At 71.8% G+C, this 20,104-nt stretch carries 20 protein-coding genes; 10 read left to right on the top strand and 10 right to left on the bottom strand.

Translation table 11 applies throughout. From position 1 onward, the window contains the following. Positions 1–10: 10 nt before the first annotated feature. From CLV52_RS00445 to CLV52_RS00435, 3 genes are all read left to right on the top strand, one after another. Positions 11–706: an endonuclease/exonuclease/phosphatase family protein gene (locus CLV52_RS00445; RefSeq protein WP_162850652.1), complete on the top strand. Its 696-nt coding sequence runs from the start codon at positions 11–13 to the stop codon at positions 704–706. Between the two features lie 76 nt (positions 707–782). Beyond that, positions 783–1,628: an aldo/keto reductase gene (locus CLV52_RS00440; protein WP_133763837.1), complete on the top strand. Its 846-nt coding sequence runs from the start codon at positions 783–785 to the stop codon at positions 1,626–1,628. Then, positions 1,625–1,978: an avidin-fold protein gene (locus tag CLV52_RS00435; RefSeq protein ID WP_246017846.1), complete on the top strand. Its 354-nt coding sequence runs from the start codon at positions 1,625–1,627 to the stop codon at positions 1,976–1,978. Before CLV52_RS00440 ends, CLV52_RS00435 begins: the two co-directional genes overlap by 4 nt. A 2-nt stretch (positions 1,979–1,980) precedes the next feature. Here the strand turns inward: CLV52_RS00435 and CLV52_RS00430 are convergent, their stop codons facing one another. The 3 genes from CLV52_RS00430 to CLV52_RS00420 are packed head-to-tail and all read right to left on the bottom strand — an operon-like array spanning position 1,981 to position 4,823. Further along, positions 1,981–2,685, bottom strand: a complete 705-nt coding sequence (locus tag CLV52_RS00430; protein ID WP_133763835.1) for a carbohydrate ABC transporter permease — start codon at positions 2,683–2,685, stop codon at positions 1,981–1,983. A gap of 59 nt (positions 2,686–2,744) precedes the next feature. After that, positions 2,745–3,440: a potassium channel family protein gene (locus CLV52_RS00425; RefSeq protein WP_246017845.1), complete on the bottom strand. Its 696-nt coding sequence runs from the start codon at positions 3,438–3,440 to the stop codon at positions 2,745–2,747. 33 nt (positions 3,441–3,473) lie between these two features. Further along, positions 3,474–4,823 (bottom strand): TrkH family potassium uptake protein, encoded by a 1,350-nt coding sequence (locus CLV52_RS00420; RefSeq protein ID WP_133763834.1) that lies wholly within the window; start codon positions 4,821–4,823, stop codon positions 3,474–3,476. 268 nt (positions 4,824–5,091) lie between these two features. On the opposite strand from CLV52_RS00420, the gene rplJ reads away from it, so the two are divergent. Together rplJ and rplL are read left to right on the top strand one after the other, a co-directional pair. Further along, positions 5,092–5,607: a 50S ribosomal protein L10 gene (gene rplJ, locus CLV52_RS00415; RefSeq protein WP_133763832.1), complete on the top strand. Its 516-nt coding sequence runs from the start codon at positions 5,092–5,094 to the stop codon at positions 5,605–5,607. A gap of 46 nt (positions 5,608–5,653) precedes the next feature. Then, positions 5,654–6,040: a 50S ribosomal protein L7/L12 gene (gene rplL / locus CLV52_RS00410; RefSeq protein ID WP_133763830.1), complete on the top strand. Its 387-nt coding sequence runs from the start codon at positions 5,654–5,656 to the stop codon at positions 6,038–6,040. A gap of 124 nt (positions 6,041–6,164) precedes the next feature. Here rplL and CLV52_RS00405 read toward each other — a convergent pair whose 3' ends face one another. The 6 genes from CLV52_RS00405 to CLV52_RS00380 all read right to left on the bottom strand — a co-directional run bounded on the left by CLV52_RS00405 (position 6,165) and on the right by CLV52_RS00380 (position 11,788). Continuing rightward, entirely contained in the window at positions 6,165–7,232 is a 1,068-nt protein-coding gene (locus CLV52_RS00405) for a LacI family DNA-binding transcriptional regulator (RefSeq protein WP_246017843.1), read from the bottom strand. Positions 7,233–7,265: 33 nt separating this feature from the next. Further along, positions 7,266–7,496: a hypothetical protein gene (locus tag CLV52_RS00400; protein ID WP_133763828.1), complete on the bottom strand. Its 231-nt coding sequence runs from the start codon at positions 7,494–7,496 to the stop codon at positions 7,266–7,268. Then, entirely contained in the window at positions 7,496–8,416 is a 921-nt protein-coding gene (locus CLV52_RS00395) for a carbohydrate ABC transporter permease (protein ID WP_133763825.1), read from the bottom strand. The genes CLV52_RS00400 and CLV52_RS00395 overlap by 1 nt, the downstream gene beginning before the upstream one ends. Positions 8,417–8,418: 2 nt before the next feature. Beyond that, a complete protein-coding gene (locus CLV52_RS00390) occupies positions 8,419–9,450 on the bottom strand; it encodes a carbohydrate ABC transporter permease (RefSeq protein ID WP_133763823.1) in 1,032 nt (343 codons plus the stop codon). 94 nt (positions 9,451–9,544) lie between these two features. Then, positions 9,545–10,828, bottom strand: a complete 1,284-nt coding sequence (locus CLV52_RS00385) for an ABC transporter substrate-binding protein (protein ID WP_133763821.1) — start codon at positions 10,826–10,828, stop codon at positions 9,545–9,547. Between the two features lie 183 nt (positions 10,829–11,011). Further along, a complete protein-coding gene (locus CLV52_RS00380; RefSeq protein ID WP_133763819.1) occupies positions 11,012–11,788 on the bottom strand; it encodes a hypothetical protein in 777 nt (258 codons plus the stop codon). 9 nt (positions 11,789–11,797) lie between these two features. Between CLV52_RS00380 and CLV52_RS00375 the strand changes: the two genes are divergently transcribed. Together CLV52_RS00375 and CLV52_RS00370 are read left to right on the top strand one after the other, a co-directional pair. Beyond that, the gene (locus CLV52_RS00375) at positions 11,798–13,480 is read left to right on the top strand and encodes a glycoside hydrolase family 13 protein (RefSeq protein ID WP_133765757.1); all 1,683 of its coding nucleotides are present in this window, start codon (positions 11,798–11,800) and stop codon (positions 13,478–13,480) included. Continuing rightward, a complete protein-coding gene (locus CLV52_RS00370; protein WP_133763817.1) occupies positions 13,477–14,220 on the top strand; it encodes a phosphotransferase in 744 nt (247 codons plus the stop codon). Before CLV52_RS00375 ends, CLV52_RS00370 begins: the two co-directional genes overlap by 4 nt. 34 nt (positions 14,221–14,254) lie before the next feature. Here the strand turns inward: CLV52_RS00370 and CLV52_RS18635 are convergent, their stop codons facing one another. Then, the gene (locus tag CLV52_RS18635; protein ID WP_211342578.1) at positions 14,255–14,647 is read right to left on the bottom strand and encodes a hypothetical protein; all 393 of its coding nucleotides are present in this window, start codon (positions 14,645–14,647) and stop codon (positions 14,255–14,257) included. A 108-nt stretch (positions 14,648–14,755) separates the two neighbouring features. Here CLV52_RS18635 and CLV52_RS00360 point away from each other — a divergent pair, with 108 nt between their 5' ends. From CLV52_RS00360 to CLV52_RS00350, 3 genes are all read left to right on the top strand, one after another. Beyond that, positions 14,756–16,606 carry an ABC transporter ATP-binding protein gene (locus CLV52_RS00360; RefSeq protein ID WP_133765756.1) on the top strand — a complete coding sequence of 617 codons (1,851 nt, stop codon included), beginning with the start codon at positions 14,756–14,758 and terminating at the stop codon, positions 16,604–16,606. Positions 16,607–16,728: 122 nt separating this feature from the next. Beyond that, positions 16,729–17,982: a glycosyltransferase gene (locus CLV52_RS00355; RefSeq protein ID WP_133763815.1), complete on the top strand. Its 1,254-nt coding sequence runs from the start codon at positions 16,729–16,731 to the stop codon at positions 17,980–17,982. Beyond that, positions 17,979–20,096, top strand: coding sequence for a glycosyltransferase family 39 protein (locus CLV52_RS00350; RefSeq protein WP_133763813.1), 2,118 nt, complete (start codon positions 17,979–17,981; stop codon positions 20,094–20,096). Before CLV52_RS00355 ends, CLV52_RS00350 begins: the two co-directional genes overlap by 4 nt. Positions 20,097–20,104: the final 8 nt, after the last annotated feature.

Here is a 20,104-nt window from a genome sequence, read left to right as displayed (position 1 = left end):
GGATGCACGCGTGCGCATCACCTCCTTGAACCTCCGCGGCTTCTTCGACTGGGGCTCGCGCTCGCCGCAGATCGTCGCGTTCCTCCGCGCCGTGGACCCGGACGTGGTGCTGTTCCAGGAGGTCGTCTACCTCCCCGAGGTGTCGCCGTACTCCCCGGTCGAGCTGCTGAACCGCGACCTCGGGATGCCGTTCCGGCACGAGGCGATCACCCGCCTGCAGCGCGGCCGCACCCACCCCGTGTACCGGGAGGGGCTCGGCCTGCTCTCGCGCCTCCCGCTCGCGTCGACGCAGACGCTCGCGCTGCAGCACGAGCAGGGCGACCCGCACCAGCGCATCGTCCAGTTCGCCGACGTGACCGCCGACGACGGCGTGTGGCCGCTCGCGAACGTGCACCTCTCCGTCCGCGACGACTTCGCGCTGCGCCACCTCGGCGAGGTGCTCACGGCGCTGCAGGCGCGGAACGAGCGCCGCATCCTCGGCGGGGACTTCAACGTGAACCACCTCGAGCAGCACGCGTCGCTCTGGCACGACGCCGTCCTGACCTCCCAGGTCGCGACGTACCAGTCGCACCCGTCGACGCACGAGAACGACGACTACTTCCTCGTCCCGACCGAGTTCCGCATCGACCGGGTGCAGGTGTCCGGGGACGAGCTGTCCGACCACGAGGCGGTCACGGTCGACCTCTCCCGGGCGGCTCCTCGCTGAGGACCCTCGAATCCTGCGATCCGGCGTTCAGGAAGCGTCCGATCAGTGCTCAGGCGGCTCGCCGTACGGTCGGACCATGGCCACTGAGAACCAGGTCCCCAGCATCACGCTCAACAACGGCGTCGAGATCCCCCAGCTCGGCTTCGGCGTCTTCCAGATCCCGCCGGAGCAGACGGAGGCCGCGACGGCCACCGCCCTCGAGGTCGGCTACCGACACATCGACACCGCCGAGATGTACGGCAACGAGGAGGGCGTCGGCAAGGCCGTGCGCGCCTCCGGCATCCCGCGCGACCAGATCTTCGTCACGAGCAAGCTGAACAACGGCTTCCACGAGCCGGAGGCAGCGCTCGCGGCATTCGACCGGACGCTCGAGACCCTCGACATCGACTACCTCGACCTGTTCCTCGTCCACTGGCCGCTGCCGGGCGTGCTCGACTACGTCGAGACCTGGAAGGCCATGGAGAAGATGTACGAGGGCGGCAAGGTGCGCGCCATCGGCGTCTCGAACTTCCAGCAGCACCACCTCAACCGCCTCTTCGCGGAGACGACGGTGCGGCCGGCCGTCAACCAGATCGAGGTGCACCCGTACCTGACCCAGGACCCGCTGCGCGCGTTCGACCGCGAGCACGAGATCGCGACCGAGGCCTGGTCCCCGATCGCGCAGGGCGGGGTGCTCGGCGACCCGGTGATCGAGCGCATCGCGCGCCGCGTCGAGCGCACGCCCGCGCAGGTCGTCCTCCGCTGGCACATCCAGCGCGGCGACATCGTCTTCCCGAAGTCGGTCACCCGCTCCCGCGTCGAGGAGAACTTCGCGCTCTTCGACTTCGAGCTCTCCGACGCGGACGTGAGCGACATCTCGGCCCTGAACAAGGACGAGCGCACCGGCCCGGACCCGGACAAGTTCAACTACATCCCCGAGTGAGCGACGACCCGTTCGACCTGGACGGCCGGGTCTTCGACCTGGTCTCGTCGACCGCGAGCCGCGTGGACCCGGAGGCGCCGACCCGCTTCCGGTATCACGAGGCCCGCGGGGTCGTGTGGGGCGAGTACGTCGGCGACACCGTCGCGGAGGGCCGCTTCGTCGGCACCCGCGACGGTGCCCGCCTGACGGTCTCGTTCGTCCACGCGCTCGTCGCGGGCGAGGCCGTCGTGAGCGGCGCCGCGACCTCCCGGATCGAGCCGGGCGACGGCGGCCTCCGGCTCGTGGAGGACTTCGAGGTCGACGGGGTCCCGCAGGTCAGCGTCTGCGCGGAGGTCCGCTCGCCCGGCTGAGCTCAGCGGACGACGGCGCCGGCGACGCCGCCGAACCGGAAGAAGCGGTGCAGCACCGCGAAGACCAGCAGCGGCGGCAGCATCGCCACGACGCCGAGCGCGGCCGACCGTCCGCTGATCACGCCGAGCCCGACCGTCCAGTTGGAGGTCGACGTCAGCAGGACCACGGCGACGAGGTACTCGTTCCACGCGAACAGGAACGCGAGCACCGCCGTGCCGAGCACCCCGCCGAGCGCGTTCGGCAGCACCACGCGGACGAAGCCGGTGAGCACCGAGCAGCCGTCGAGCCAGGCCGCCTCCTCCAGCGAGACGGGGACGGACTCGATCGCGGAGGACATCGTCCAGGTCGCGATCGCGACGGTCGAGCCCGCGTAGACGAGCGTGAGCGCGGGCAGGCTGTCGACGAGGTGCGCGACGGCGAGGAGCACGAAGAGCGGGACCAGGAGGATGACGGCGGGCAGCGCCTGCATCGCGAAGACGATCAGCGCGAAGCCGTCCACTGCTCGGCTCCGGCCGCGGGCGATCACGTAGCCCGCGGGCGCGCCGATGCCCACCGCGAGCAGCACCGTCGCCGCGGACACCGCGAGGCTGTTCACGAACCAGGTCCGCGTCTGCGGGTCCGCCGCCAGCCCGGCGAGCATCGGGAGGACGCCGCCCTGGAATGCGCTCTGCTGCACGACCGTCGCGACCGGCGAGGCGATCGGCACGAGGACGAGCGCCGTGACGACGACGAGGACCGCGAACCGCCACCAGCGGCCCCGGTCGCTCAGCGGCCGGACGCGAACCGCTCGGCCTTCCTGGTCGGGCCGGTCACGAGCAGCAGGTCGTCCGGGCCGATCACCGAGTCCGTCGTGCAGTGGTGCCACCCGCCGTCCGGCCGCTTGATCGCGGTGATGGTGACACCGCGGCTGTCCCGCGTCCGCGCCTCCGCGACCGTGCGGCCGACGAGGTCCGCGGGCGGGCGGGTGCGCACCGCGGCGAAGTCGTCGCCGAGCTCCACGAAGTCCTGCAGGTTGCCGCGGACGCGGTGCGCGATCCGCCGGCCCATGTCCTTCTCCGGATAGACGACGTTGTGCACGCCGAGCCGTCGGAGGATCGCGCCGTGCTGGTCGCTGACGGCCTTCGCCCAGACCTGCGGCACCCCGAACTCGAGCAGCAGCGATGCGGTGAGGATGCTCGCTTCGAGATCCGAGCCGATCGCGACGACGACCCGCTCGAAGTCGGGGATCGACAGCTCGCGGAGCGTCTCCTCCTGCGTGCTGTCCGCGCGCACCACGTGGGTGAGGCGCCCGTTCATCCCCTGCACGAGCTCCTCGCTCGTGTCGATGCCGAGCACGTCCGTGTCGGACGCCATCAGCTCCAGCGCGAGCGCGCTCCCGAAGCGGCCGAGGCCGATCACGGCGACGGAGTCCGCCTCCGCGGCGAGGCGCTCGCCCGTGCCCAGTCCGCGCAGTCTCACCACGGCGCACCCCCGCTGCTCGATGTCCGGTCGTCGTCAGCCAATGATCGGCCTCTCCTTCGGGAACTCGTACGTGAGCGGCCGCGTCCGCACCGCGAGCGCGGAGGCGAGCAGGATCGGGCGGAGCCGGCCCGCGAACATGAGCAGCAGGAGGAGCGCCTGCGCGGCGGGGGAGAGGTCGCTCGTGATCCCGGTCGACAGGCCGGCGGTGGCGAACGCCGACACGGCCTCGAACGCGAGGCGGTCGACCGGCTCGTCGGAGAGCAGGGCGAGCGCGACGGTCGAGGCGACGATGACGCCGACGGCGACGAGGGACACGGTGATCGCCTGCCGGTGCACGGCGCGCAACAGCCGTTTGCCGAAGACGTTGACGGCCGCGCGCCCGCGCATCTCCGCGACGAGGATGAAGAAGAGGACGCCGAACGTCGTGAGCTTGATCCCGCCCGCCGTGCCCGCCGGTCCACCGCCGATGAACATGAGGACGTCCATCACGATGAGCGTGGCGCCGTCCAGCTGCCCCACGTCCACCGTGGAGAACCCGCCGCTGCGCGTCTGCGCCGCCTGGAAGAAGCCGGCGGGCACCTTCGTCGGCCAGTCGAGGGGGCCGAAGGTGCCCGCGCGGCCCCACTCCACCGCGGTGATGAACAGCGTGCCGACCACGGTCAGGACGGCGGTGCCCCAGAGCACGAGGCGCGTGTTCATGCTCCAGCGCAGCGGCGTGCGCGGGAACCGGCGCAGCTCGTCGAGGACGGGGAAGCCGAGGCTGCCGATGAGCACGAGCGCCGACAGCGCGAGGCTGACCACCGGATCACCGACGAACGGCACCAGGCCGCGGGGGAGGATCGTGAAGCCGGCGTTGTTGAACGCCGAGACGGCGTGGAACAGGCCGTACCAGGCCGCCTCGAGCGGCGGGAACCCGGTGACGGCGGCGAACCAGACGCCGAGCACGACCGCGCCGATCGCCTCCACCGTGAGGGACACGACGATCGCGCCCGTGATGAAGCGGCGGATGTCCGCGAGGCCCACGCCCTGCGTCTCCGCCGAGGTCGTCAGCTTCGACCCGAGCGACAGCTTCCGTGCGACCGCCAGGCCGATCAGGGACGCGAGCGTCATGATGCCGAGCCCGCCGGTCTGAACGAGCAGGAGGATCACCGCGTGGCCGAAGAACGTCCAGTGGTCGGCGGTCTCGACCGTCGACAGGCCGGTGACGCTCACCGCGGAGATCGACGTGAACAGCGCGTCGAGCGGCCGGGCGCCGCCCGGTCCGGCCTTCGCGATCGGCAGCGTGAGCAGCGCGAAGCCCGACCCGACGACCGCGGCGTAGCCGACGAGGACCGTCGTCGCGGGGCCGAACCGGCGGCGAGCGGCAGCGGTCGGGGCGACCATGCGCACCTCCTCGTCGCGGGACGGCGAATCTAGCGCGGCCCGCAGTGCCAGCGGCCGGTCGCGGATCGGGTATGCTTCCCGGCGAACCGAAGACCGCCGGTCGTTCCTGTCCGCAGGAACCGAAGGCCCGGGCCCAGCCCGGCGACCAGCGCAGGATCACAGGAACTGCCCCGCCTCGTGCGGCGCCGCCCCGTGGCTTCTGCGCCCGGGGCCTTTTCTTTGCGCCCCGCACGGGTCCTTCGGTCTGAGGAAGACGGAAGGAGACGACATGGCGACGAAGGACGCGACGGTCGCCGAGCTGACGGAGGGTTTCCGCAGCTCGAACGCCGCCCTGCTGACCGAGTACCGCGGTCTCACGGTCGCGCAGCTCAAGGCGCTGCGCACATCGATCCGTGAGCACGCCACGTTCTCCGTGGTGAAGAACACGCTGACCAAGATCGCGGCGAACAACGCCGGCATCTCGTCGTTCGACGAGGAGCTGGCCGGTCCGTCCGCGATCGCGTTCGTGCACGGCGACACCGTCGCCGTCGCGAAGGCGCTGCGTGACTTCAGCAAGGCGAACCCCCTCCTCGTCGTGAAGAGCGGCTACTTCGACGGAGCGCCGCTCTCCGCCGCCGAGGTGAACCGCCTCGCCGATCTCGAGAGCCGCGAGGTCCTGCTGGCCAAGGCCGCAGGTGCCATGAAGGCGACGCTCACGAGGGCCGCGTACGTGGTCAACGCGCCGCTGTCGAAGACCGTCCGCACGGTCGACGCGCTGCGCGACAAGCAGGCTGCCGCGGCGTAACGCCGAGGCGAACAACCCCAACAACCCCAAGCAGAAGGAGGCCACCATGGCCAAGCTCACGACCGACGAGCTCATCGAGGGCTTCAAGGAGCTCTCCCTCATCGAGCTCTCCGAGTTCGTCAAGAAGTTCGAAGAGGTCTTCGAGGTCACCGCCGCCGCGCCCGTCGCGGTCGCGGCTGCCGGTGGCGGCGCCGCCGCCCCCGCCGAGGAGGTCGAGGAGAAGGACTCCTTCGACGTCATCCTCGAGGCCGCCGGCGACAAGAAGATCCAGGTCATCAAGGAGGTCCGCGCGCTGACCTCCCTCGGCCTCGGCGAGGCGAAGGCGCTGGTCGACGGCGCCCCGAAGCCCGTGCTCGAGGGCGCGAACAAGGAGGCCGCCGACAAGGCCAAGGCCCAGCTCGAGGCCGCCGGCGCCACGGTGACCCTCAAGTAGTTCCTTCCGGAACCCGCGAAGGGCCCGTCTCCCACGAGGGGGACGGGCCCTTCGTCCGTCGCGCCTCACTCTTCCCTCTTCGTTTCGTAGGACGTGCAGTCCTCCGAAACGAAGAGTGAGGCGCTCAGACCGCGGTCGGGGTCGAGCGCGGCGCGTCCTGCGCGGGCGCCTGCGCGGGCGCGGACCCGAGCGGGCCGGTGCTCGCCCGCACGACGAGCTCGAACGGCGCCCGCGTCGTCCGCACCGGCACCGGGATGCCGTTCAGCTCGTCGAGCACCGTCCTGGCCGCGAGCCGCCCCTGCTCGAACGGCTGCTGGCGGAGCGTCGTGAGGCCGAAGGCGTCGCTCCAGTCGTGGTCGTCGATGCCGATCACGGAGAGGTCCTCCGGCACGCGCAGCCCGAGCTCGGTCGCCGCGAGCAGCGCCCCGAACGCCATCTCGTCCGAGCCGGCGAAGATCGCCGTCGGCCGGTCGGGGGAGCGGAGCATCGACCTCGCCGCGACCTTCGCCTGCGGCACCACGAAGGCGCCGTCCGCGTGGTGGTGGGGCGGCGGCTGCAGGCCGTGCGCCGCCAGGGCGTTCCGCCAGGCGGACTCGCGGTCCTCGCCGACGCTGTGCTGCATCCCGTACTCGGTGTGGCCGCCGATGTGCCCGATGCGCGTGTGGCCGAGACCCAGGAGGTGCTCCGTCGCCGCCCGGCCCACCGCGCCGTCGTCGAGGCCGACGCTGCGGACCCCGCGGACGGCGCCGCCGACGATCATCGCCGGCATCTGCACTGACCGGAGCTCGCGCCGCTCCTCGTCCGTGAAGTCGATGCCGAGCGCGATGAGGGCGTCGGCGCGCTTGCGCAGCAGCGCGTTGTGGAAGAGGCGTTCGCGATCGTTCAGCGTGGCCGCGAGGATCACGAGGAAGGTGTCGTACCCCTCGCGGCGGAGCACGCTGTCGACGCCCTCGATCACCTTCGAGTAGAACCAGCGCGCGGTCGACGGGATGACGATCGCAACGGCCCGGTGTCTGCCGCCGGACAGCCCGGAGGCGGACGGCGAGGGCACGTAGCCCAGCTCGGCGGCGGCGGCCTGGACGAGCTCGCGCGTCTGCCGGGAGACGTTCGGCAGCCCGCGCAGCGCCCGCGACACGGTCGCAGTGGAGACGCCGCAGTACGTCGCGACGTCGTGGATGGAGGACACCGTCACCTCGATCGTCGAGAGGTGGTCATGGAGGAGGCGTCAGGCCTCGTCCTCGGACCGGGTGGAGCGGGCGATGTAGCGCCGCCGGAAGAGCCAGACGGCGCCGAGGATCGCGAAGGAGACGATGGCGGCGAGCGACGCCCAGATCGGGTCGCGGCCCGTCACCTGGAGGAACAGGCTGACGGCGAAGAAGGCGACGGCGAAGAAGCCGAAGAACCCGAGACCGAGGTCGTAGGTGTCGACGCCCTGCCGCCGCCTCCTCGCGTCCATCAGCCCTTGACCCCGCCCGCGGTCAGACCGGCGACGATCCGACGCTGGAACACCAGGACCAGGATGATCAGCGGGATCGTCACGATCGTGCCGGCCGCCATGATCGTCGTGTACGGCTGCACGTGCGGGATCGAGCCGGTGAACTGCGCGATCGCGTAGGTGACCGTCTGGATCTGGGTGTTCCCGAGCACGCTCACCAGCAGGTACTCGTTCCAGCTCGCGATGAACGCGAGGATCGCCGTGGTGAAGACGGCCGGGGCTGCCAGCGGCAGGATCACGATGCGGAACGCCTGCGCCGGCGTGCACCCGTCGATCCGCGCCGCCTCCTCGAGGTCCCAAGGCATCTCGCGGAAGAACGAGTTCAGCGTGTACACCGTCAGCGGCAGCGCGCCCGCGATGTAGGGGATGATCAGCACCTGGTACTGGCCGGACCACCCGAGCTGCGAGAACATCGCGAACAGCGGCGTGAGCAGGGCGACGCCGGGGAACATCGAGGCCCCCAGGATGAAGCCCATGATCAGTCCCTTGCCCGGGAAGTTGAGCCGCGCGAGGCAGTAGGAGGCGCTGATCCCCACGACGAGCGCGACGATCGTGACCACCGTGCAGATGCCGAAGCTGTTCAGCAGCGCCAGGCCCAGGTAGTTGCCGTTCGCGGTGTCGAACGCGCTGATGTAGTTCGCGAACGTCAGGTGGATGGGCAGGGGGTTCGGGTCGAACGTGTAGCTCGAGTCCCGGAAGCCGATGACGACCATCCAGTAGAACGGCAGCAGACACCAGACCACGATGATCGCGGCCTGGATCCCCGTGCGGAGGGCCGCGGCCCCCTGCTTGCGCCGGCGGGCGCGCGCACGGCCGATCGAGTACTCGTTCGTGACGGGACGTTCCGCGGTCTCGACCGCGGGTCCTGCGACGGTCGTCATGGTCAGGCCTCCTTGGCGACGCGACGCGCCTTGCGCTCGTTGCCGGTCAGGTTGGCACCGAGGAGTCGGATGAAGAGGAAGGCGACGGCGAAGATCAGCAGGAACGTGATCGTCGACAGGGCCGAGGCGGAGTCGTTGCTCTGCTGGATCTGCTTGACGACGAGGATCGAGAGCGTCTGCGTCCCCTGACCACCGCCGCCGCCGCCGCCGGTCAGGATGGCGGGGAGGTCGTACATGCGCAGCGCGTCGAGGGTCCGGAAGAGGATCGCGACGACGAGCGCCGGCTTCAGCAGGGGGAGCGTGATGCGGAAGAACGTCTGGACCGCGCTCGAGCCGTCCATCCGGGCGGCCTCGTAGGTCTCCTCCGGGATCAGCTGCAGGCCCGCGAGGATCAGCAGCGCCATGAACGGCGTCGTCTTCCACGTGTCCGCGATGATGATCGCGAACCGGGACGCCCACAGGTCGCTGAGCCACAGCACGTTGATGTTCAGGACCGTGTTCAGCACGCCGCTCGGGTCGAAGATGAAGTACCAGAGCTTCGCGGTGACCGCCGTGGGGATCGCCCACGGCACCAGCACCGCGGCGCGGAGGATCCCGCGGCCCCGGAAGTTCCGGTTCATGATGAAGGCCATCCAGATGCCGAACACCGTCTCGAGCGCGACCGTCACGATCGCGAAGAAGAAGGTGACGAAGACCGAGTTGTAGAAGCCGGCCTGCGGGCTGCCGGGGGGACACGCCTGTGTGACCCCGCCGATCTGGCACTGCTGGAAGAGCCAGTTCGTGTAGTTCTGCAGGCCCACGAACCCGCCGGCCCGGAACAGGCCGGTCTTCGGGTCGATGCCGCTCGCGTCGCTGTTGAACGACTGGATGACCGACTGGACGATCGGGTAGGCGACGATGATCAGCATCACGATGATCGTCGGCGCGAGGAGGGCGTAGGCGACGCGGGTGACCCGGCGTCGGTTCGCTTCTGCGCTCTCCCGGCCCGCGAGCTTCGGCGGCGGGGACTTCGGGGGCGCGGCGAGGGCGGTCATTCGGTTCCTCTCTTCATCGGGAGTGAACGATCGTCCCGGGTGGTGCCGCCGCTGACGGCGGCACCACCCGGAACGGACCGGTTCTATCCGGCGATCAGCTGCCCGAGCTCGCGGCCTCGATGGCCTTCGAGGTCGCGCTGAGCACCGACTTGACATCGACCGAGCCGCCCGTGGAAGCGGTCTGGAGGGCCTGGAAGATGTTGTTCTGGATCGCCTGCGTGACGCCGTTGTAGTACGGCGTGATGGGGCGGGCAACCGCGCTGTCGAGCGACTTCTTCAGCGGCACGAGGTACGGGTACTGGTCCGTGAAGCTCGTGTCCGAGTAGAGGGAGGACAGCGTCGGGGCGACCGACTCCTTCTCCACGCGGTTCTTCTGGACGTCCGCGGACTCCATGAACTTGATGAAGTCGAGCGCCGTCTTCTTGTGCTTCGAGTACGCGTTGATGGCCAGGTTGTGGCCACCGACCGCGGACTTGCCGGGGTAGCCGGCGATCCCGTACTTGCTGCGGATGTCCTTCGCCTGCGCGCTGTTCGCGATGTCCGCGACCATGTACGGCCAGTTGTTCAGGAACATGAGCTTGCCCTGCTCGAACGAGTTCAGGCCCTGCTGCTCCTGGTAGGAGACGGCGGCCTTCGGGATGTTGCCGTCCTTGAACGCGTCCACGAGCTCCTGCAGGCCGGCCTCGGCCTGCGGGGTGTCGAGGGTCGGCTTGCCCTTGTCGTCGACGACGGTGCCGCCGTTCGAGGTGACGACCTCGTTGAAGTTGACCGTGAGGCCCTCGTACTTCGCGAACTGGCCCGCGTAGCAGTCGATGCCGGCCTTCTTGGCGATCGGGCAGAGCTTCATCATCTCGGCGAAGGTGGTCGGCACCGGGTTCGAGCCGAGCAGGTCCTTGCGGTAGTAGAGCAGCTGCGAGTCGGTCACCGACGGGGCCGCGTACTGGGTGCCGACGTACTGGCCGGACTTCACGACCGAGGGCAGGTAGCCGGAGAGGTCGAGCTTGTAGTTGCCGGTCAGCGGCTGCAGCCAGCCCTTGGCCGCGAGCTGCGCGGTCCAGACGACGTCGGTGGACATCACGTCGTAGTCGGAGAGCTTCTGCTGCAGGTGCTGGGTCAGGTCCTGGAGCTGCTGGTCGGCGTTGTCCGACTGCTGCTTGACCGTCACCTTCTCCTTGGGGTGGTCCGCGTTCCACATCGCCGCGAGCTTGGGGATGTTGCCGGACGTGTCCTTGCCCTGCACGTACGTGATGGGGCCGGTGTCGTTGCCGCTCTGCGCGGCCGGGTTGCCCCCGCCGCTGCCGCTGGAACAGGCGACCAGGCTGAGCCCGGACAGTGCGAGCGTCGCGCCGACGGCTGCGACGCGGAGCGCCTTCTTCATAGAACTCCTCTTTGAGCTGCCGCGCGTTGGTGCTCGCGCGGGGGAGCGGCGTCGCTCCCCGATGGGGGACAGTAACGATGCGCCTGTGATCCTGCAAGCGTTTGCATTCGAACTCCACAAACGCTGCCGGATCGTGATCTGCGGCGGTGGGAGGGCGACCACCTCACGGAGCGACGGCCGACCTCAGAACGAGAAGCCGCCGTCCGGCGCCCAGCTGGGGTGGATGCCGACCGGCTGCACGACGCCGGAGTCGTCGGTCGGATCGACGTCGGCCTGGAAGCCGAGCGTGAGGCCGCCGAGCGCGAACGCCGCCGCCGACGTGCAGGTCGAGTAGGTCGACGTCGCGAGCACGACGACGACCAGGCAGACGTCGCCGTCGGATCGCCGGACCCCGTAGGCGTAGGCGCCGGTCGTCGGCGAGCTGCCGAGCAGCCGGTAGCCCGACCGGGCCGCGACCGGCGGCAGGTCGGCGGTGGCGGGCGGGACGTCCTGCGCGCGCTGCACCGAGTCGAACACCGCGAGCGCGGACGAGGTCGGCGCTGCGGCGGACCGGGCGACCGCGAAGCCGAGGACGGCGCCGACGATCAAGGCGGCGAGGCCGACGGCGACCGGCACGGCGCTCCGCGGTCGCCGCGGCGGCGGGACGGTCGCCGCCTGGGGCGGGGCGTCCGCCCGCGCGGCGGCGATCGCGGAGCGCGCCGCTGCGCGGTCCGCGTCGAGGAGGTCGAGTCGGCGCCGGATCTCGTCCGGGTCCGCGTCGGCGGGGCGATCCGGTCGGAAGAGCGCGGCACGAGCGGCCTCGAGGGCCGGAGCCGGGTCCTCCGCCCCGCTCGGCCCCCGGGTGCCGGGATGCTCGAGCCACCAGAGCTGGTCCGCCAGGTCGCCCCGGCCGGTGTACCGCCGGCGGGCGTCGGCGAGCAGCTCGGCGTCGACGGCGACGTGACCCGGATCGGACGGCACCCGCACATCATGCGTCGCGTCTGCAAGCGATTGCAGCCCTATCGTGCTCCCGTGCCGAGGACTGAGCGCGACCTGACCGACCCGACCTGGTGGCGGAACGCCGTCGTGTACCAGGTGTACCCGCGCAGCTTCGCGGACGGGAACGGCGACGGGATCGGCGACCTGACCGGGCTGATCGACCGCGTGCCCTACCTCGCGGAGCTCGGGATCGACGCCGTCTGGCTGAGCCCGTTCTACCCGTCCGCCCTCGCTGATGGGGGCTACGACGTGGACGACTACCGGGACGTCGACCCCCGCATCGGCACGCTCGAGCAGTTCGACGACCTCGTCGATGCCCTCCACGCGGAGGGCATCCGGATCGTCGTCGACATCGTGCCGAACCACTCCGGGTCCGGGCACGCCTGGTTCCGCGCGGCGCTCGCCGCCGCGCCCGGCTCGCCCGAGCGGGCCCGCTACATCTTCCGCGACGGCCTCGGCGAGGACGGCTCGCAGCCGCCGTCGGACTGGGTGAGCCACTTCGGCGGGCCGGCCTGGACCCGGGTGCCGGACGGCCAGTGGTACCTGCACCTCTTCGCGCCCGAGCAGCCCGACTTCGACTGGAGCAACCCCGAGGTGCGGGAGGAGTTCCACGACGTCCTGCGCTTCTGGGCCGATCGCGGCGTGGACGGCTTCCGCGTCGACGTCGCCCACGCGCTCGCGAAGGACCTGTCCGAGCCCCTCCCGAGCTACCCGCGGATCCACCGCGACGACCTCAAGGACGACGGCACCGACATCCTGTTCGACCGCGACGAGGTGCACGAGATCTTCCGCGGCTGGCGCTCCGTGATGAACGAGTACGACCCGCCCCGCAGCGCGGTCGCCGAGGCGTGGGCCTCCCCGGCGCGCCTGCCGCTCTACGCGCGGCCGGACGAGCTCGGCCAGACCTTCGAGTTCGACCTGGTGCTCGAGCCGTGGTCGGCCGACGGGTTCCGCCGCACCATCGAGACATCGCTCGCACGCGCGCGGGCCGCCGGCGCCTCGTCGACGTGGGTGCTGTCGAACCACGACCTCGTGCGCCATGCGACCCGCTTCGGCCTGCCCGCCGACGCCGACCTGCCCGCGTGGCTGATGGCGCACGGGCGCGAGCCGGTGGAGGACCGGCGGCTCGGGCTGGCTCGGGCCCGGGCCGGCAGCCTCCTGCTGCTCGCGCTGCCGGGGTCCGCCTACCTCTACCAGGGCGAGGAGCTCGGACTCCCCGAGGTCGCGGACATCCCGTTCGAGGCGCTGGAGGACCCGATCTGGGAGCGCGACGGCCACACGCAGAAGGGCCGCGACGGCGCGCGCGTGCCGCTGCCGTGGACCGCGGACGGCCCCTCGTTCGGTTTCGGCGCCGGGGGCTCGCACCTGCCGCAGCCCGCCTGGTTCGCGGACTACGCGGTGGCGGTCGAGGAGGCCGACCCGGACTCGACCCTGCACCTCTACCGCCGAGCGCTCGCGCTCCGCGCCGAGCTGACCGCCGGCGAGGGCGTGCGGTTCGTCGACGGCCGCGACGGCGTGATCGAGGTCGAGCGCGACGGCGGCTGGCGGTGCGTGACGACCTTCGGCGTGCCCGCGACGCTGCCCGCGGGCGAGATCCTCGTCGCGACGGCGCCGATCGGCGCCGACCGCGTGCTGCCCGCGGACGCGACGGCCTGGATCCGCGACCCGGCATGACCGAGGACCGCCCCGAGTCGCTGCTCGGCGGCAACAGCAACGCCCCGGTCCGGATCGGCGACCACGTGCACCGCGTCGGCGGTCCGTGGACGCCGACCGTCCACGCCTACCTGCGGCACCTCCGGTCGCGCGGCGTCGACCTCGTGCCGGAGCCGTTCGGGTTCGACGACGAGGGGCGGGAGGTGCTCGCGTTCCTGCCCGGCTCGGTGCCCGCGTACCCGCTCCCGGAGGCCGTGTGGACGGACGCGTTCCTGGTGCGGGCCGCGGCGGTCCTGCGGCGTCTGCACGACGCGAGCGCGGACTTCGACACGGCCGGTGCGGTCTGGCAGCAGCCCACGCGCGAGCCGGCCCAGGTGATCTCGGTGAACGACTTCGCGCCCTACAACCTCGTCGTCGACGGCGACCGGATCATCGGCGTCATCGACCTCGATCAGGCGTCGCCGGGGCCGCGCGTGCGCGATCTGGCGCACCTCGCCTACCGGCTCGTGCCGCTCACCGCTCCCGAGAACGTCGACGGCAGGTCGACCCCGCCTGAGGAACGCGGTCGCCGGCTCCGGCTCCTCGCCGACGCGTACGGCGACGTCGCCCCGGCGGCGATCCTCGTCGCCGTCGGGCCGCTCCTCGACGACGTCGCCGAGCACGCCGATCGCGCGGGCCGGCCGGACCACGGCGCCCTCTACCGGAGGGACGCCGAAGCCCTGCCGACCGTCTCGGCCGCGATCCTGTGGGCAGCCGGCTGACGCATACCCGCAGCGGCATGCGTCAGCGCCTCGCTCAGTTGCCGGTGACCCGGGGGTCGTCCGTGTCGTCGGCGCGCGGTGTCTCCGTATCGGCGAACGCCTCGAAGGCAGGGTCCTCGTCGGCGCGCTCGGCGGCGCTGCGCTCGTCGCTCTCCGCCGTGCCGTCGGAGTCGCCGTCGATGCCCTCCACGACGCCGTTCGTCTGGTCGAAGACGTGCCCGATCGAGTCGTCGTCCGCGACGAGCGAGGAGAGCCCGCTCGTCGTCGCGCCCGGCGCCGAGGGCAGGTCGTCCGCGCCCGTGGACGGCGCGGTGCCGGTGGTGCCCGCGGTCGAGGCGTCGCCGTCGACGAGGTCCGCGGGGTCGGTGGTCGATCCGGCGTCCTCGACGGTGAGGCGGGATCCGGGTGCAGGAGTGGTGTCGCTCATGCCCGGACCGTAGGAGCGGGGCCTGCGAGTCGCCCGTCCCCCGGCTGATCGCGCTCCGAGAACGCGCACGGTCCCGCCCGCGGACGCCCGTAGCCTTCCCCGGTGAGCATGCAGGCGATCCGCGGGTCCAGGCAGGACGCCTCCGCGATGCGCGAGCAGAACGCGAAGGCGCCGCGCATCCCCGACTTCGGGCGGCGCATCCGGGAGCTCTTCCACCCCTACCGCGGCCGCCTCGCACTCACGATCGTCCTCGTCCTGGTGACGGCGGGGCTCACCGTCGCGCCGCCGCTGCTGACGCAGGAGGCCTTCGACCAGGGGCTCTTCCCCGGCGGCGGCCCGAACCTCCCGCGGCTCGCCGAGATCGTCGGCGGCATGGTCCTCATCTGGGTCGTGTCGCAGGTGCTCGGCGTCGGGCAGACCTACCTCACCGCGACGATCGGGAACGGGGTGACCGCCTCCCTCCGGCAGCGCCTCTTCACCCGCCTCCAGCAGATGGAGCTCGGGTTCTTCACGCGCACCCGCACCGGGGTGATCCAGTCCCGCCTCGCGAACGACGTGGGCGGCGTCGCGAACGTGCTGTCGAACACGGTCTCGTCGGTGGTCGGCAACACCGTCACGGTGATCGCGGCGTTCGTCGCGATGTTCCTGCTCAGCTGGCAGCTCGCGCTGATCGCGATCGTGCTGCTGCCGATCCTCGCCGTCGTGCAGCGGCGGGTGGGCCAGCGCCGGGCCCGCATCGCGACGCAGACGCAGGAGTCGCTGTCGGAGCTGTCCGCGATCACGCAGGAGGCGCTCTCCGTCTCCGGCATCCTGCTCGCGAAGGCCTTCACGCAGCAGCGGCACGAGACGGAGCGGTACGCCGCGGAGAGCCGGAAGCAGCTGCAGCTGCAGGTGCGGCAGGAGATGTCCGGTCAGGGCTTCTTCGCGATGGTCCAGATCTTCCTGCTGATCGTGCCGGCGGTCGTCTACCTCGTCTCCGGCGTCCTCCTCAGCAACGGCGTCGCGATCACGGCGGGCACGATCGTCGCCTTCACCACCGTCCAGGCGCGGCTGACCTGGCCGCTGATGGGCCTGCTGCGGGTCGCGCTCGACCTGCAGACGTCGTCGGCGCTGTTCGCCCGCATCTTCGAGTACCTCGACCTGCAGCCCGCGATCACGGACCGGGCCGACGCCGTGCCGGTGCCGCAGGGTCCCGCGCTCGGCCGCGTCGAGTTCGACGGCGTCGGGTTCGCCTACCCCGGCGGGCCCGGACAGGAGGCCGTCGACATCCTGCGCGACGTCTCCTTCACCGTCGAGCCGGGGGCCTCCGTCGCGCTCGTCGGCCCGTCGGGCGCCGGGAAGACGACGATCGGCTACCTGGTGCCGCGGCTCTACGACGCGACGAGCGGGTCCGTGCGCTTCGCGGGCGTGGACGTGAAGGACCTGCAGCAGGAGTCGCTGCTCGCCACGATCGGCATCGTGAGCCAGGAGACCTACCTGTTCCACGCGACGATCCGGGAGAACCTCCGGTACGCCAAGCCGGACGCGACGGACGAGGAGATCCGCGCGGCTGCGGCCGGCGCGAATCTCCACGACACGATCGAGCGGTTCCCCGACGGCTACGACACCGTCGTGGGGGAGCGCGGCTACCGCCTGTCCGGCGGCGAGAAGCAGCGCATCGCGATCGCCCGCGTGCTGCTGAAGAACCCGCCCGTCGTGGTCCTCGACGAGGCCACGAGCGCGCTCGACTCGATGTCGGAGCGGGTCGTGCAGGACGCCCTCGACGCCGCGTCCGCCGGCCGGACGACCATCGCGATCGCGCACCGGCTGTCGACGGTGGTGGACGCGGACGAGATCCTCGTGCTCGACGCCGGCCGCATCGTCGAGCGCGGCACGCACCTCGAGCTGCTCCGGCTCGGCGGGCTCTACGCGAAGCTCGCGGCCGAGCAGCTCGCCGAGGAGGAGGCCCAGCCGGTCTGAGCCGCTGCGCGCCGCCCCGTCGAGCACGCGGTGGACCGTTCTCAACGGTCTCCAACGGTGTCGTCGAGCGCTCATCGGCCGGTCATAGGAATCGGAGAGGGAGCGCGTCGAGCCTGCTCCGCATGCCCGAGAGCGAAGCGGATCCCGACGTCGACATCGTCGTGCCCGTCCACAACGAGGCCCACGTCCTCCAGGAGCACGTCTGGCGCCTCCACGCCTACCTGACCGACCACCTGCCTGTCTCGTGGCGCATCACCATCGTCGACAACGCCAGTACCGACGCGACCTGGTCGTTCGCGGAGGGCCTCGCGGCGAGCCTCCCCGACGTCGTCGCGGTCCACCTCGACCGGAAGGGTCGCGGGCTCGCGCTGCGCACCGCCTGGTCGGCGTCGCACGCCCGCGTGCTCGCCTACCTCGACGTCGACCTGTCCACCGACCTGGCCGGACTGTCGCCGCTGCTCGCGCCCCTGCTGTCCGGCCATTCGGACCTCGCGATCGGGACGCGGCTCAGCCGGGGGAGCCGAGTCGTTCGGGGGACGAAGCGCGAGTTCATCTCGCGGTCCTACAACGGCATCGTCAAGACCGTCCTCGCGACGTCCTTCTCCGACGCGCAGTGCGGGTTCAAGGCCATCACGAAGGCCTCGGCCGACCGCCTCCTGCCGCTCGTGCGGGACGACGCCTGGTTCTTCGACACGGAGCTGCTGGTGCTCGCGGAGCGCTCCGGCCTCCGCATCCACGAGGTCCCGGTCGACTGGCAGGACGACCCGGACAGCCGGGTGGACATCGTGCGCACGGCGAAGGACGACCTGCGCGGCATCGTGCGGCTCGTCGGCGACCTCTCGCGGCACCGGCTGCCGGTCGAGGCCGTGGCGGAGGAGCTGGGGCGCCGCCCGCTCGCACCGGCGGCCCGGCCGAGCTTCCGCAGCCAGGTGATCCGCTTCGCCGTCGTCGGCGGCGCCTCCACCGTCGCCTACGCGCTGCTGTTCTTCGTGCTCCGCCTGCTCGTCGGCGCCCAGGCGGCGAACTTCCTCGCCCTGCTGCTGACGGCGGTCGGCAACACCTGGGCGAACCGGTGGTTCACGTTCGGCGTCACCGGCCGGCTCGGCGTCGTCCGGCACCACCTGCAGGGCCTCGTCGTGTTCGGCATCGCGTGGGGGATCACCTCCGGCTCGCTGGTGGCCCTGCATGCGACCGAACCGCGGGCCTCCGCGCTGACGGAGATCCTCGTGCTCACCGCTGCGAACCTCGTCGCGACCGTCCTCCGGTTCGTGCTGCTGCGCGGCTGGGTCTTCCGCACCCGCCGCGTCGCCCCCGACTCGTCGCGCCGCCGCGCGACGCCCCGTCCCACCGAGACCCCGATGGAGCTCACGAAATGACCACGACCACCACCCCGACCACCTCGGGCGGCGCCGCGGCCGGCTTCGGCTCGCGCCTCCGCGCCGCGCCGGCGGCGCTCTGGCGCGGCCGGGCGACGGACGCCGCCTGGGTGCGGCCGGCCTTCCTCGGCCTCCTGCTGCTCACCGCGCTGCTCTACCTCTGGAACCTCTCCGCGAACGGGTGGGCGAACGCCTTCTACTCGGCCGCGGTGCAGGCGGGCGCCTCGAACTGGGAGGCGTTCCTCTACGGCTCCTCGGATGCGGGGAACTCGATCACCGTCGACAAGCCGCCCGCTTCCCTCTGGGTGATGGCGCTCTCCGTCCGGCTGTTCGGGCTCTCGTCCTTCAGCATCCTGCTGCCGGAGGCGATCATGGGCGTGCTCACCGTCGCCCTCGTCTACGCCCTCGTGCGGCGGCACCTCTCGCCGCAGGCAGGGCTCATCGCCGGCGCGGTCACCGCGCTCACGCCGGTCGCGACCCTGATGTTCCGGTTCAACAACCCGGACGCGCTGCTGGTGCTGCTGGTCACGCTGGCGACGTACCTGACCGTGCGCGGCGTGGAGGACGGCCGCGCCCGCTGGGTGCTCTGGGCCGGCGTCGCCGTCGGCTTCGCCTTCCTCACGAAGCAGCTGCAGGCGTTCCTGATCCTCCCCGTGCTCGTCGGCGTCTACCTCGTCGCGTCCCCGCGTCGGCTCGGCATCCGGTTCGCGCACCTGTTCGGCGCACTCGGCACCCTGATCCTCTCGGCCGGCTGGTGGGTCGCCATCGTCACGCTGGTGCCCGCGAGCATGCGCCCGTACATCGGCGGGTCGCAGGACAACAGCTTCCTGGAGCTCACCTTCGGCTACAACGGGCTCGGGCGCCTGACCGGCAACGAGACGGGCTCCGTGACCGGCGGCGGCACCGCGCGCGCCGGTGGCGGCATGTGGGGCGAGACCGGCATCGGCCGCCTCTTCTCGGGCGAGTTCGGCACCCAGATCGCCTGGCTGCTCCCGGCTGCGCTCGCGCTCCTCGTGGTCGGCCTCGTCGTGCTGTGGCGCCGGCCGCGCACCGACGGCGCGCGCGTCACGGTCCTGCTGCTCGGCGGCACGCTCGTGGTGACCGGCCTCGCCTTCAGCTTCGGCGCGGGCATCATCCACCCCTACTACTCGGTCGCCCTGGCCCCGGCGATCGGCGGGCTGGTCGGCGCCGGCGCCTGGCTGCTGTGGCAGCGGCGGGTCGCGCTGTGGGCGCGGATCGTCGCCGCGGTCGTCGTGCTCGGCACGACCTGGTGGACGGTGGTGCTGATGGCGCAGGCGTCGAGCTTCCTGCCGTGGCTTCGGGTGGTCGTCGTGATGGCCGGCGTCCTCGCCGCCGTCGCGCTGATCGCGCTGCCCGTCGTCCGGGCGTTCGCCCCGATCGCCGTCGTCGCCGCCCTCGTCGCGGCGCTCACCGCCCCCATGGCGTGGTCCGTCAACACCGCGCTCACGGCGCACACGGGCTCCCTCCCGACCGCGGGCCCGGCCGTCGCCGCGGGGTTCGGTGGGCGCGGCGGCGGGTTCGGCGGGATGCGCCAGGGCTTCGGTCAGCAGGGCGCCTTCGGCGGCGCACAGCGGGGCTTCGGCTTCGGCGGTGGCACGGGTACGGGCACGCAGGGCGGGTTCGGTGGTCAGACGGGCACGCAGGGCGGGTTCGGCGGCGGCACCGGGACCCAGGGCGGCTTCGGCGGCGGCTTCGCCCGGGGCGGTGCCGGCGGGCTGCTCGGCGGCGACGTCTCCGTCTCCTCGGCCCTCGTGCAGGCGCTGCAGTCGAACGCCTCCTCCTACACCTGGGCGGCGGCCGCCGTCGGCTCGCAGAACGCGGCGTCGTACCAGCTGGCGTCGGGCGAGTCCGTGATGCCGATCGGCGGCTTCAACGGCAGCGACCCGTCGCCGACCCTGGCGCAGTTCGAGGAGTACGTCGCGGACGGGCGGATCCACTACTTCATCGGCAGCGGCGGGATCGGCCGGTCGAACGGCGGATCCAGCGCCTCCTCCGAGATCGCCGCCTGGGTGGAGGACCACTTCACGGCGACGACCATCGGCGGCGTCACCGTCTACGACCTGACCTCCGGGTCGCAGACCGCAGGCGCCTGAGCGGCGCC

This window comes from Amnibacterium kyonggiense, assembly GCF_004364555.1.
Classification (GTDB): domain Bacteria; phylum Actinomycetota; class Actinomycetes; order Actinomycetales; family Microbacteriaceae; genus Amnibacterium; species Amnibacterium kyonggiense.
The sequence above is the reverse complement of the archived record's forward strand: the minus strand, read 5'-3'. Positions and strand labels throughout refer to the sequence as shown.

Bases quoted from the DNA above. Each gene is read 5' to 3' on its own strand.
- CLV52_RS00385 (WP_133763821.1), bottom strand. From the start codon at position 10,828: ATGAAGAAGGCGCTCCGCGTCGCAGCCGTCGGCGCGACGCTCGCACTG.
- rplL (WP_133763830.1), top strand. From the start codon at position 5,654: ATGGCCAAGCTCACGACCGACGAGCTCATCGAGGGCTTCAAGGAGCTC.
- CLV52_RS18635 (WP_211342578.1), bottom strand. From the start codon at position 14,647: ATGAGCGACACCACTCCTGCACCCGGATCCCGCCTCACCGTCGAGGAC.
- CLV52_RS00350 (WP_133763813.1), top strand. From the start codon at position 17,979: ATGACCACGACCACCACCCCGACCACCTCGGGCGGCGCCGCGGCCGGC.
- CLV52_RS00420 (WP_133763834.1), bottom strand. From the start codon at position 4,823: ATGGTCGCCCCGACCGCTGCCGCTCGCCGCCGGTTCGGCCCCGCGACG.
- CLV52_RS00360 (WP_133765756.1), top strand. From the start codon at position 14,756: ATGCAGGCGATCCGCGGGTCCAGGCAGGACGCCTCCGCGATGCGCGAG.
- rplJ (WP_133763832.1), top strand. From the start codon at position 5,092: ATGGCGACGAAGGACGCGACGGTCGCCGAGCTGACGGAGGGTTTCCGC.
- CLV52_RS00395 (WP_133763825.1), bottom strand. From the start codon at position 8,416: ATGACGACCGTCGCAGGACCCGCGGTCGAGACCGCGGAACGTCCCGTC.
- CLV52_RS00390 (WP_133763823.1), bottom strand. From the start codon at position 9,450: ATGACCGCCCTCGCCGCGCCCCCGAAGTCCCCGCCGCCGAAGCTCGCG.
- CLV52_RS00375 (WP_133765757.1), top strand. From the start codon at position 11,798: ATGCGTCGCGTCTGCAAGCGATTGCAGCCCTATCGTGCTCCCGTGCCG.
- CLV52_RS00355 (WP_133763815.1), top strand. From the start codon at position 16,729: ATGCCCGAGAGCGAAGCGGATCCCGACGTCGACATCGTCGTGCCCGTC.
- CLV52_RS00440 (WP_133763837.1), top strand. From the start codon at position 783: ATGGCCACTGAGAACCAGGTCCCCAGCATCACGCTCAACAACGGCGTC.
- CLV52_RS00370 (WP_133763817.1), top strand. From the start codon at position 13,477: ATGACCGAGGACCGCCCCGAGTCGCTGCTCGGCGGCAACAGCAACGCC.
- CLV52_RS00400 (WP_133763828.1), bottom strand. From the start codon at position 7,496: ATGGACGCGAGGAGGCGGCGGCAGGGCGTCGACACCTACGACCTCGGT.